At 42.0% G+C, this 12,814-nt stretch carries 13 protein-coding genes; 5 read left to right on the top strand and 8 right to left on the bottom strand.

What is annotated here, in order from left to right:
* Positions 1-294, top strand: a 294-nt coding sequence (locus ABZA00_RS13340) for a transposase (protein WP_372882659.1), incomplete at its 5' end; no start/stop codon positions are given.
* 54 nt (positions 295-348) lie between these two features.
* On the opposite strand, the gene ABZA00_RS13335 is transcribed toward ABZA00_RS13340, so the two are convergent.
* Both ABZA00_RS13335 and ABZA00_RS13330 read right to left on the bottom strand, forming a co-directional pair.
* The gene (locus tag ABZA00_RS13335) at positions 349-723 is read right to left on the bottom strand and encodes a hypothetical protein (protein ID WP_372882658.1); all 375 of its coding nucleotides are present in this window, start codon (positions 721-723) and stop codon (positions 349-351) included.
* Between the two features lie 193 nt (positions 724-916).
* A complete protein-coding gene (locus ABZA00_RS13330) occupies positions 917-1,564 on the bottom strand; it encodes a DUF502 domain-containing protein (protein ID WP_372882657.1) in 648 nt (215 codons plus the stop codon).
* Between the two features lie 1,025 nt (positions 1,565-2,589).
* Here ABZA00_RS13330 and ABZA00_RS13325 point away from each other — a divergent pair.
* Both ABZA00_RS13325 and ABZA00_RS13320 read left to right on the top strand, forming a co-directional pair.
* Entirely contained in the window at positions 2,590-2,967 is a 378-nt protein-coding gene (locus tag ABZA00_RS13325) for a TonB-dependent receptor (protein WP_372882656.1), read from the top strand.
* 75 nt (positions 2,968-3,042) lie between these two features.
* Positions 3,043-3,393 carry a VOC family protein gene (locus ABZA00_RS13320; RefSeq protein WP_372882655.1) on the top strand — a complete coding sequence of 117 codons (351 nt, stop codon included), beginning with the start codon at positions 3,043-3,045 and terminating at the stop codon, positions 3,391-3,393.
* 292 nt (positions 3,394-3,685) lie between these two features.
* On the opposite strand, the gene ABZA00_RS13315 is transcribed toward ABZA00_RS13320, so the two are convergent.
* The 6 genes from ABZA00_RS13315 to ABZA00_RS13290 form a co-directional block, all read right to left on the bottom strand.
* Entirely contained in the window at positions 3,686-3,985 is a 300-nt protein-coding gene (locus ABZA00_RS13315) for a hypothetical protein (protein ID WP_372882654.1), read from the bottom strand.
* Positions 3,986-4,010: 25 nt separating this feature from the next.
* The gene (locus tag ABZA00_RS13310; RefSeq protein WP_372882653.1) at positions 4,011-4,235 is read right to left on the bottom strand and encodes a DUF6429 family protein; all 225 of its coding nucleotides are present in this window, start codon (positions 4,233-4,235) and stop codon (positions 4,011-4,013) included.
* Positions 4,236-4,397: 162 nt separating this feature from the next.
* Positions 4,398-5,885, bottom strand: a complete 1,488-nt coding sequence (locus ABZA00_RS13305) for a helicase HerA-like domain-containing protein (protein WP_372882652.1) — start codon at positions 5,883-5,885, stop codon at positions 4,398-4,400.
* 143 nt (positions 5,886-6,028) lie between these two features.
* Positions 6,029-6,430, bottom strand: a complete 402-nt coding sequence (locus ABZA00_RS13300; protein ID WP_372882651.1) for a hypothetical protein — start codon at positions 6,428-6,430, stop codon at positions 6,029-6,031.
* A gap of 294 nt (positions 6,431-6,724) precedes the next feature.
* Positions 6,725-7,189, bottom strand: a complete 465-nt coding sequence (locus tag ABZA00_RS13295) for a hypothetical protein (RefSeq protein ID WP_372882650.1) — start codon at positions 7,187-7,189, stop codon at positions 6,725-6,727.
* A 339-nt stretch (positions 7,190-7,528) separates the two neighbouring features.
* A complete protein-coding gene (locus ABZA00_RS13290; protein ID WP_372882649.1) occupies positions 7,529-9,055 on the bottom strand; it encodes a GNAT family N-acetyltransferase in 1,527 nt (508 codons plus the stop codon).
* Between the two features lie 623 nt (positions 9,056-9,678).
* Here ABZA00_RS13290 and ABZA00_RS13285 point away from each other — a divergent pair.
* Positions 9,679-11,097 (top strand): glycoside hydrolase family 1 protein, encoded by a 1,419-nt coding sequence (locus ABZA00_RS13285; protein ID WP_372882648.1) that lies wholly within the window; start codon positions 9,679-9,681, stop codon positions 11,095-11,097.
* A gap of 225 nt (positions 11,098-11,322) precedes the next feature.
* Positions 11,323-12,366 carry a LacI family DNA-binding transcriptional regulator gene (locus ABZA00_RS13280; RefSeq protein WP_372882647.1) on the top strand — a complete coding sequence of 348 codons (1,044 nt, stop codon included), beginning with the start codon at positions 11,323-11,325 and terminating at the stop codon, positions 12,364-12,366.
* Positions 12,367-12,814 lie beyond the last annotated feature (448 nt).

Genomic DNA, 12,814 nt, shown 5'->3' with positions numbered 1-12,814 from the left:
TACAGCACTCACAAAGCGGGTTCTTTGTATAAAGCATTTGCACCTGAAGAGGCATTGAGAATATTAAAACGTTTGGAGTTTCATTATACACCTAAGCATGCCAGTTGGTTGAATATGGTGGAGATAGAAATAGGCAATATGAATCAACAGTGTCTTGATCGCAGGATCCCAAGCTGGGACAAACTTCATTCAGAGTTGGCCGCTTGGGAAGCTCGTAAAAATGCAGAGCGTGCAACCATCAACTGGATGTTTAATACCAAATACGATAATTATCTATTCATTTATGCTTGTTAAAATGAGCAGATAATTAGTCAGATTGGTATTAGGGTTCCCTGAAACCAGTACTCTCTATGGGTATCCCAATACCACCTCTCCTTGGTTCATACAAAAGTTGCATTTGCCTGCTCGCCATCCTCCACCCCTGACATACAATCTGGCCATGGGTAGAGCTTGTTGTGACCGCCTTAAAGTGGACACTGTCTCCAACCTTGGAGCAGAATAAGGTGCATCAGAAAAGTTGTATTTGTTACAGGTCGTGGAGATAAAGCGACCATTTTCAAAAACGATCTCCTCCTTTTCATCGGGATCAAGCTGCCGACCTTTTTCACCATTAAACCTCATACTATCGAGCAGATGGGATGTTGTCTGAGCCAGCACTCCATTCACAAATAAGAAGGAGCAGAATACAAAAATAAACACTTTGAATTTTTGCATATTTTTCATAAAAATCCCAAGTCATGTAAAACAAACTACAACGGCAACTACCCGATTATTTAAACAGGTAACAGCAAAAACAGATTAGGTTTAAGTATAGGACGAATAAAAGCACTGTCCCGCAAACCCGCTCTGGAAAGACAACTCCCCCCGACGCAAACGGATAACTTCCAAAAGCTAACAAGCACGGTGTGTGACAGAGTTATTTTTTCTTTGCATGGGAATGCCCGTCCTTACTTCCAGGAGGACTTGTTCCGGTGACTCCGGCGCTGAGGGTAAAGCGCATCGCCTCTTCTATTTTCATATCCAGCTTACGAACCATGTCGCGCGGAACCATTACTGTGTAACCGCCTATCATATAGCTCAGAGGAAAGTAAACTAAGATGCAGTCATCTTCACGAAAAGAGGGTGGCATCTTATCCGGTATCGCCTGAGTGACAAAACCTACCACCTGCATGTTGGTCTCGCCAATGGTCACCGCGACCACCTGATCAAATTCCTTTTTACTGGCCGGCGAGAAATAGTCAAAAAAGTCACGCATAGCCCGATACACCGATTTGATAAAAGGCATATGGTAAAAGAGCTGCTCGCCTGTGGCAAAAAGGCGCTGCACCAGATAGGCATTCATCAGTAGACCTGCAAGGAAGACAACCAGCAACCCGGCTACCAGCCCCATTCCCGGCCAATACCAGTCCTGGGGAAGCACCAACTGCATCAAACTGCCGAGCATCGCTTCTGCCGATACGGCAAACCAATAAAGAAGATATAGCGTTAGCACTACTGGCAGTATTGTCACCAGGCCGGTAATGATATTTCTGCTGATAAAACCAAACATAACGACGTTCTCCATGTGAAGAGGAAAAATCTTCCTGTATCTTTATCTCATCTTTGAAGCAGGCTACACACAACAGCCAGTCCGTATGGTGCAAACAAAAGTGCATTAACTCAGGCCAAACTGAGCAATCGGCTGTTATGCAAACCTGCTCCACAAATCCAGACCGCTTGCTATATATGATAGCCCCGCTTTCTCCTCCATGCACAGAAATCACTTATATAACAAAGAGATCAACAATTTTTTATAATACCTTATCATGACGGACATGTTTAATACGCTGGAAAGCACTTGCAACAAAGATGAAAATAGTTACTCAGCAAATTATTACGCCCAAAACCGTTCAAGCTTATTTAAAGTTAAGTGGGACTGCGTCAGGGGTATCGGCTTTCCGGCGCAACGTAGTTTCACGCTTAGTTATGCATGTAGTCGTTATGTATATAGTAGCTCATATCTGACCTGACACTTTTGAATATGAGTTACGACCTAACCTGATAATTAAGTTTGCCTGTTAATCCCACATTACTAACTTAATTTAGATACTAAGTACTTAGTGAAAAGTTATCAGGTATTTTATGCAATTCCGTACTGTCTATATACAGAACGTTGCCACGGGGCCTCGACTTTAGCCGAGCTTGATGATGGCGCGGCTGAAGCCGCAGCCCCAAACGGATAACTGATACATTGAGTAACTACCTGACAATTTATATATGACTACTTAGAAAGGCACCAAATAAAGACTGCTTTGTGCACAAAGCGGACGTTAACCGGTTAACAGATTTTTTACACTAACCAACTGCATTGGGTATTTAAATAATAAAAAAATACAAAATGTATTTATAGATACCTATATAAATGCAGATTAACAACTTTCCCACCTGTAAAGCTATTATTTAAAAGCCCTAAGTGTAGTGTCTTAACTAACTGTTTTTAATGCTTGGTATGGTCTATGTTTTATTAAATAAGCATATTACAAATGTGTATTAGTATGAATGCCAACTAATACACTGTTATGTGTTTCTATAATAATTGAGGAGTTATCTATGGATCGTAAATTTATTTTAACAGCATTTGGCTATGCGGTATTGGGTCTTGCTTTGGGCATATACATGGCCGCATCCAAAAATCACGGTCAACACGTAACACATGCGCACTTTATGCTAATTGGCTTCTTGCTTTCTTTTATTTACGGCCTGTGTCACAAGTTGTGGCTCAATAATTCGACTTCAAAGTTAGCAATTATTCAGTTTTACGTTCACCAGATTGGCTCAGCAGTTATTCTTATAGGCTTGTTTTTGCTGTATGGTCAGTTCGTGGACTTGGAAACAATAGACCCCGTATTAGCAGTTGCTTCAATAACAGTTTTCGCTGGAGTCATATTGATGAAGATTGAGTTCGTAAGGTGCACACGAAACACATAACTAATAAGGATAAGTCGTGTGAGTAACGCGAACCGCGGGGCGTTAGGGAGTAACGTAAATTCATAGGAAGCTGATTTGAAAGTCAAGCGCATTGTTTCAAACATTAAAGCCTCAACCTTGGAGAAGGCAGCTAGATTTTACACTGATATCTTCGGTCTCGAACTATTAATGGATCATGGCTGGATTCACACTTATGGCTCGAACGAGGAGATGAGAGTTCAAATCAGCATTGCGACTGAAGGAGGGTCAGGAACATCCGTGCCAGACCTATCAATTGAGGTAGACGATATTGAATCGGCTCTGGAAATAGTAAGGAATGCGAATATCCCCATTGAATATGGTCCCGAGAATGAACCATGGGGCGTTCGCAGGTTTTATATACGCGATCCATTTGGAAAACTCATCAATGTTTTGCAACATGAGTGATTCCCCCCCTACAAGCGCATGCAGTCGGATCGCCCAAAGCCCGCTTCGTGGTCTTCGAGCGACCGCTGATGCGAGGCGTTAATGTCCGCTTTGTCGGAAAAGTTGCCGTTCGTGAAGCAGTCGTTAACGGCAGCACTTAGCTCTATAAAGGCATTAAGCTTTTCAGTTGCTATCGTTAACTTTGTGAGGAGTCGTCAGAATTAATAAAACTCACTTATTGAAATTGCAAGATCAAATCCTGACTAATCCACCTTAGGGCCTGTTTATCCTTCATCGCCTTTCCTGCTGGAGGCTATTTTTTAATGCTGACAAAGTGACCATAATAGCGTTTTTTCCCGACTAATGACTCTAATTCACTGCTGCTCGGGTAGCTTGCCCATTTTTTTGAGACCGACTTTACCGCCTCGGGGCTTGACCAGATAAGGTGCCAGCATAGCTCTTCTGCATTATCCGTTTTCCTCAATATTTCATGGAAAATAATAACTTTCTTATCGGCATTAATTTCCAAAAATAGAGACTCACTTAACTGAACAACCCGTTCTAAGTTCCCTTTAGCTACTTCAAATACCGCAAATTCCGTGCAACTGCTCATTATCTTCCTTGTTTTAAACAGATTTTTACTTACTGAATAGCTTGTTGAATAAAGCCTCTGACTGCTTGACACCTTGTTCGGTTAACACCACAGATTTGGCTTTGCCAACCGGACTGTCAATTAACCCCTTTTTAGCAAGCCGGTGAATTATTTTCCAGTCAAGCTCTTTATAAGCTCTGCATCGCTCATGCATAGTTAGGTAAAAAAGAGCTAATGCCGCCTCATCTATTTTATCCTGATCGATTTCCATAAAATCTCCTCCCTAATTAATACTATGTAGCATCACTATCGGATCAATCCTGCTGGCTAAAATGAAAAAGAACATCATCATTTTCATACAGTTTACTGCGCCATTTTGACCATTTAATTTAAAATAATGGTATAACACTCTGATATCTTTCAATAGATTAATTTAACGACGTCCACCAAAAATAGATCCCATAATGCCTCGAATTACCTGTCGGCCAACCTGACTGCCGATAGCGCGTGCGGCACTCTTTATAAAGGCTTCCATGGTGCTCTGTCTTTGTCTGCCGCCTGTTGGTTTAGCCTTATCACTGTTTTTTTTGTTTTTATTCTCCAGCTCGGCCTGTTCCTGCTGCGCCTGCATCTGTTTAGCGCGGTCCTTGAGTATTTCATAGGCAGATTCACGGTCGACAACATTATCATAACGCCCCGCCAGAGGAGAGCGGGTTATCCTGTCCTGGCGATCCTGCTCCGTTAGCGGCCCGATAAAGGATTCAGGAGGACGGATCAGGGTGCGCTGTACAGGTAGCGGCCGGCCTTTGTTGTCCAGCACGGATACAAGCGCCTCACCGATGCCAAGGTCGGTGATGGCGATCTCGGTATCAAAATCAGGATTGGGCGGGAACGCCTGAGCGACACTCTTGATAACTTTGCGATCATTCGGTGTAAAGGAACGCAGAGCATGCTGAATTTTAAGCCCCAATTGACCGAGAATATCCTCAGGAATATCCAGCGGGCTTTGAGTAATGAAGTAGATCCCCACGCCTTTAGAGCGAATCAGGCGCACCACCTGTTCTATTTTATCGATAAGTACCTTCGGAGCCTGATCAAAAAGTAAGTGAGCTTCATCAAAAAAGAAAACCATTTTAGGTTTATCGTGATCGCCTACTTCCGGGAGCTGTTCAAAAAGCTCGGAGAGTAACCACAGCAGAAAAGAGGAGTAAACGCGCGGCGCTTGCGCCATCAGTTTTGTCGCATCAAAAACGCTGATCACCCCATTTCCGGAAAAATCGACCTGCATCAGATCCGTGAGTTTTACCGCCGGCTCACCAAAAAAGTATTCAGCGCCCTGCTCTTCCATCACCATTAAGCGGCGCTGGATAGCACCGATACTGGCACTGGAGATATTACCGTATTCGTTGCGCAGTTGATTGGCGTTGTTACCCATCCAGTTCAGCATGGAACGCAGATCTTTTAAATCCAATAACAGAAGCCCCTGATCATCCGCTATTTTAAAACAGCCATATAAAATACCCGACTGGGTATCGTTCAGACTCAGAAGATTAGATAATAATAACGGCCCCATTTCTGAAATAGTTGATCTTATAGGGTGACCGCGCTCACCAAAAATATCCCAGAAGACAACAGGGTAAGCACGTTGCAGATAAGTTTTTAACGGAATTTTTGCCAGACGCTCATCTACCTTCGCATGCGGCGTTCCGCTACGGGCCAGCCCGGAGAGATCGCCTTTGATATCGGCAGTGAATACAGGGACGCCAGAACGGGAAAAACTTTCTGCCAGAACCTGCAGGGTGACGGTCTTGCCGGTACCGGTAGCACCGGAGATAAGACCATGGCGATTACTCATTCGGCAAAGTTGTTCAACCAAAGTCCCTTGTGCAGCGCCAATTGCAAATTGTGTTTTTTCACTCATGCTGTCCTCTCTTGTTAATCTCTTACTCTATGCATTACTTTGAAAATAACTCAAGCTAATATCACCGTTAGCTGTTCATACAACGGTAGTAAACAGCAAAAAGGTAACTAACATACTGTTTGATTTATCATCCCCTGCTGGCGTTATAAAATACCTCTTGCTTTAGCAGCAAGCCATGGGGAAACCGCAGTAATCAAAAGCACCACAACAAAGAGTTCTCCTTTGCGAAAGTCAAACACCAGGATGATCTCCTGCCAGGATTTTCCCAGCACAAAATGGCCAAACAGGAATTCAAAAGCTAATGTCAGTGCTACCCATAACATGCCAACCGCAAAATAGACACTTTGCTGCTGCTCATTGAGCAAGGGAATAAAGAGAAAGGCAACAGATAACACCAGCAGTGATAAAAGCAGGCCGCTGACAGGAAGCGAAAACCTGGCGCCGATTAAAGGGGTCAAAATCTTTTCACGAAACAGGCCATTAAAAATAGCGGCAATGACTATCACCAGCCATATTCCGATTGCCTTGATAACTATGCTGATCATCGTCTTAACCGTTATGAATAATTTTTTCAGTCATCGAACTTACCCTTTTCACTGTGAAGGCCTTTTCCGGAAGAGCAAAATAAATCTTTTTATTGAGTGTAGTAAGGATCTCTGCAGGTTTGTTGTATTTACTTAGAAAAGCGAAGTTATTCCTTAAAAATATGATTAAAGCAGCAAGCTACTGCAGATAGTTCAGACAATTTTTCGGCTTTATTCAAATTAGGAGTAACAGGGAGCATGTAAGAACAGGATATGCAATTTTGGCTTACAGTTTTGGGAAATCAGGTCAACTTTTTAACCATCGATAAGATTATAGGCTGCAATATTATTTTCAAAACAAGCGCTGAAATAATGATTGGTAGCCTCGACAAAATAACAAACCGACCAGGGGTTATCAGCATCGCCATTTAAGGGAATTTCTAAACTTATCAGTTCAAAATCATCCTGCCATTTTCCGGAGAATTTTTTCTTCGTCCACATCTGAAAATCCGGCTCAAAAATTGGCCAGCATTTTTGAAATAACTGATCCAGATCTGCTGTGCATTGTTTATAAAAAGTAATTTGAGCAGCGTCCGGCCCGTCCAAACCCGCAGTGATAAGCACAGTAATCGGCTTTTGCAGTTCAATAACATACTGTTCATTTTCCCAATAATCATCGGCCCGCGGTTTGACTCCACCCATAAAAAGGATCTTACCGAAAAATTCATGGTGTTTTTCTGCGGCAGATCCGCCAAACCATAACCGCTGCAGTTTGCTCAATAATGTTAAGATATCTCTGTCACCTGAGTTGTTTTATAAAAGATTATTAGGGCTTGTTTATCTTTCATTCCCCTTATGCGTAAATAGAAACTCTTTACGCTTTTTATCAAAAGCGGGATCTTCATAGCGAATTTTTATCCCTCTATATTGTCTTGGCAATAACCTTTTTTAGTGGTTAGCGAAGACGACATCTTGGTTAACAACATAATACACTGTGCAGTAGTTCGCTGCCTGACGTGTATCATTTATGAAATTACAGCAAATTAAATATTTGCAAACAAAAAAGCCGGAGATATAAATTATCCGGCTTGCAAATCAATCACTTTTTCGTAATCAAGATTATTTCTTTTCAGTCTTTGTTAAAGAATACAAGTCATGGCGACGGTCTTTCAAAGTAAGCACACTACCGTGGTTATGTAGGGCTTTGAGCAGATCCAAATTGACATCCATAATCAGACTCATTTCGGAATTGGGTGTCGCTTCAGCCTTGATTCCCGTGGTTGGAAATGCAAAATCAGAGGGGGTAAAGAGTGCTGACTGCGCATATTGAATATCCATGTGGTTTACGTGCGCTAAATTACCAACAGCCCCGGCAATAGCAACATAACATTCATTTTCGATGGCGCGCGCCATTGCACAATGCCGTACCCGGGTATAACCATTTTGCGTATCCGTTAAAAATGGTACGAATAAAATGTTCATCCCCTGATCCGCCAGTAAACGCGCGTATTCCGGAAATTCAATATCGTAACAAATCATAATGCCGATTTTACCGCAATCGGTATCAAATACTTTAATTTGATCCCCACCCGTCATGATCCAGTTGTTTCTTTCCGCCGGGGTAACATGAACTTTGTCATAGCGCTCCCATGTGCCGTCGCGACGACATAAAAATCCTGAATTATGCAGCTTGTCTTCGTACACATAAGGCATGCTGCCGGTGATAATATTGATATTATAAGTTATCGCAAACTCAATAAATTTATCGCGAATAGTCGTGGTAAAATCCGCCAGCTTACGAATCGTTTCCGGAATACTTAAATGTTTGAACTGGGCCATTAAGGGCGCATTAAAAAGTTCCGGAAAGAGGATAAAGTCACTTTTATAATCCGATACCGCATCGACAAAAAACTCAATTTGATCATATAGATCTTCGAGATTAGCCATACTGCGCATCTGCCACTGCACCAGACCAAGACGGACTTCGGATTTAGGTGCATTAATCAGTTTTACCGAGCGGGTATAATAGATATTCGGCCATTCTAATAACGTGGCATATTCCATTGACTCAACGTCGCCGGCAAGGTAATTTTTCAGCAGTTTACGCACAAAAAAATCATTCGCTAATTGAAAGCTTAAGACCGGATCGTAAATCTCTTTGTCTTTTACTTTCTGAATATACTGCTTAGCAGTCAGCAGATCTGCATGCTTTGAATAATTCGGCATACGACCACCGGCCATAATGGAGCGCAGGTTCAGGTTCTCACACAACTCTTTTCTTGCCGCATAGAGACGGCGGGCTAACCTTAACCCTCTATAAGCAGGATGAATAAACACTTCAATACCATACAAGACATCGCCATCCGGATCATGGTTGGTAAAAGTCATTTTTGACGTTATCTCGTCATAAGTATGTTCATCACCAAATTTTGCATAATCAATAATTATCGAAAAAGCACAACCTACTACCTTACCATCAACACAAACACAGATCTGTCCATCAGGAAAACGGTTTAACAAGGCATCGATAGTCTCATCATCCCATGTATTAAGTTGATCCAACTGGTATACATCTGCACAAGCATTTTGCAGTTCCAGCATATCCTGCTTAGTTAAATGCCTGACTTCAACATGATTGGCTTCCATAAATTTTCCTTAAATAAAGTGTTGTAAAACTCTCTGATTATAAATTAAAAACAACCTAAACCATCATAATTGTATTTCATGGTAAAGCTAGAAAATAACACCATTGCATGTCAGATTTCTGACATCAAGGGGTTTAAAGGGAGACGATAAAAAAATGGCTATCACAATATACGTTTTGCTCTTCACCCTGAGCAAGATCATTATTGTGTTTTAGATCTCAAAATAGAACCTGTCAATATTGCAATGCAAGCGCTTGCACTGTACCGTAATTGGATTATAAATAGATCGTTTGGATGGTTAACTACTGCCCAAACAATTATTCAGGACATTAGGGTCTGTTGATCTTTCGCGTTTAATTTTTGTTCGAGATAAAAGCGTTTTAATCGCGACGCGAGGTGTGCAGCTTCGTCATTCTAAGTAAGTACCTCGCAACAAAGAATAAAACGCCTTTAGCCGAACCCGTAGGGCAGCGCTTGTTGGCTCTTTCTGCTGCAAAAACAAACTCGAAAGATCAACAGACCCGAGCAAAATAAGCAAGCTGGTTTGTCAGCAGCGCATAAATTTTATTGATTTTTCGTATAGGCAGCGGGATGTCATCATTAAGTACTAGTAAGGAGTTAATCATGTCTTATAAAAAACTGGACGAGTTTCCAAAAGATTTTTTCTGGGGCGCATCAACATCGGCTTATCAGGTTGAAGGTGCATGGAATGAAGATGGCAAAGGCCCGTCGGTGATTGATATGGCGCCTGTTGTCGAGGGAACAACAGATTTTAAAGTAACCAGCGATCACTATCATCATTATAAAGAAGATGTGAAATTGTTTGCTGATCTAGGGCTGAAAGCCTACCGCTTCTCCATCGCCTGGACGCGTATCTTCCCGAAAGGCAATGGTGAAATTAATATGAAAGGGATTGAATTCTATCATAATCTGATCAATGAAATCATCGCCCACGGTATTGTGCCGATTGTCACGATGTATCACTTTGATCTGCCCTATGCACTTGCTGAAAAAGGCGGCTGGTCAAATCGTGCCACTGCAGATGCTTTTGTTAACTATAGTAAAACCCTGTTTGAGCATTATGGTGATCGGGTTAAATACTGGTTAACCATCAATGAACAAAATATGATGATTTTACACGGTGATGCTATTGGCACTGCAGCAAGCGGCGATACTGAAAATCCACTACAAGATCTGTATCAGCAAAATCACCATATGTTATTAGCGCAGGCAAAAACAATGGTGCTTTGTCATGAGATGTTGCCAACAGCAAAAATTGGTCCTGCACCAAATATTTCTGCTGTTTATCCAGCTTCTTCTAAACCGGAAGATGTCTTAGCTGCCAGTAACTGCTCGGCCCTGCGCAACTGGTTGTATTTGGATATGGCGGTTTATGGCCGTTACAATAATATTGCCTGGAGCTACTTAAAAGAGCGTAATGCCCTGCCAAATATCGCAGAAGGAGATATGGCGATTATGGCTAAGGCAAACCCTGATTTTATTGCTTTTAACTATTACAATACGGCAACCGTTGCAGAAGCGGGTGAATCCGACTTTAAAAACTCCACCGGCGATCAACAAATTACTATCGGTGAAAAAGGGATGTTTAAAGGCACCTCTAATCCGAACCTTGTGGTTAATGAGTTTGGCTGGGAAATTGATCCCGTCGGTTTCCGTAATACCTTCCGTGAAATATATCAACGTTATGCATTGCCGCTGATTGTCACTGAAAATGGCCTGGGTGCCTTTGATAAAGTTGAAGCAGACGGCGCGATTAACGATGATTACCGTATCAATTATTTAGCACAGCATATTGAGCAGATTCAGTTGGCGATTAGCGATGGCGTTGATGTTTTTGGTTACTGCCCATGGTCTGCAATTGATCTGGTCAGTACCCATCAGGGGTGCAGTAAACGTTACGGTTTTATCCATGTAAATCGGGAAGAATTTGATCTTAAAGAATTAAAACGCTCTAAAAAGAAAAGCTTCTACTGGTATCAAGCGCTGATTAACGAACATAGCGGTATTGCCGTAGCCAGTTAATTAAGCTTATTTTGCAAATGCTAATGCACACTTTAATCCCTTCCCCATTAAGGTGTGTCTTTCCGCATTAAATAATGTTGTTTAGAGATTACTGTGGATCGCTTTTGTCGGGTAATTCTTTATATTTTGCGATATTATTCCCAATTATCCCCCTTATTAGTCTGCTTTTTCGTAATTAACAGGCTTATCATTTAATTTTTATGCTTAACAAGGTCGGTATTATTTATGGCTACTATGCTGGATGTTTCCCGTAAAGCAGGCGTTGCTGTTTCGACGGTTTCCCGTGTATTAAATGGCACTGCCAAAATATCGGAAGCGACGCGGGAAGCGGTTTTTAAAGCAATAGAGGAGCTTAATTACCGTCCTAATGTTTTAGCGCAATCGCTTTCCAAACAGCAGACCAATACCATCGGATTGGTTATTCCCCGGGGAGCGACTATCCCTCACTACCTGTCGCAACTGATCGAAAAATGCCAGGAGATGGCGGATAAATCGGGTAAATTCCTGCTTATTTCACAGGTCAGTGATCAACCTGACGGTGGAATACAGTCAATTCGGGCATTAGTGGACAGACGCTGTGATGCTGTTTTATATTGTCAAAATTCATATTTTGAGAATTACCTCAATGAAGAGATGCTCAGTGCACTGATTGAAGAATTTCAGGTCCCGCTGGTGGTACTGCACAGCAGGTTAGCGAAACATCCCGACCATTGTGTCTGGTTAGATAATGAAAAGAGTGCTGCACTGCCCGTTGAATATTTACTTGAACATGGACATCAACGGATTGCTTATATTTCAGGCCCCTTAAACCAGAAAACCTCGACAGCCCGTTTACGTGGTTATCAGTACGCTTTAGATAAATATGGGGTTGAACTGGATCCGTTACTGATAAATGAAGGAGAACGCTCTTATCAGGGCGGCTACTTGGCCTGTAAACAGCTGCTACAGCGTTGCACAAATTTCACTGCGCTTTGCTGTTTTAGTGATGATATAGCGATTGGTGCGATAAAAGCGATACATGAAGCGGGACTATCTATCCCTGAGAATATCTCTGTATTTGGCCTGGATAATATCGCGATATTAGATTTTTTTGAACCGGCTATTAGCTCAGTTTCGCTGCAAACCAATGAATTAGTACAGAGGGCTGTTGAGTTATTATTAGCCCATTTAAACAACTCCCCCTTACCTGATAGCCAGCAAAATGCATTTTCAGGTAAGTTGGTTTTACGCAATTCAGTACGTAGTTTAACTGATAATGAAGATTGCTAACAAATAAGTACCACGTTCCCGGATAGAGCAAACGGCTATCCGCTATAGCCCACAACTCTGCGTCGGCAATCAGCGTAAAAGGGAGTCAAAGCGCCATCACCTATATCCACAAAATCTGACGCATCAAGCAAATGAGTTAGCAACCACCAGCCGCACTGTTCACAAACAACGCACAAAGCGTGATATGCATCACAAAGCCTATACCGCAAGTCAAAAAACACCTCCTTACAACACGCCAGTTTGTGATCTAATTCTCTCTTACCAGGGCAAATTACATTGATATTTTGTCTCCGCTCACATTCCCAATACAAAAATGAAACCGGTTACTGAAACCGTTATCATTTTGCTGTTATACTTCACCCATCCAATAAACAGATTAATAAATAAACAGTTAAACAGGAGTAATCACATGAAAAAAATATTTCTTTGTTGTGCAGCAGGTATGTCT

The sequence above is a fragment of the Psychromonas sp. genome (assembly GCF_041586535.1).
In the GTDB taxonomy this organism is placed as follows: Bacteria; Pseudomonadota; Gammaproteobacteria; order Enterobacterales; family Psychromonadaceae; genus Psychromonas.
The sequence above is the reverse complement of the archived record's forward strand: the minus strand, read 5'-3'. Positions and strand labels throughout refer to the sequence as shown.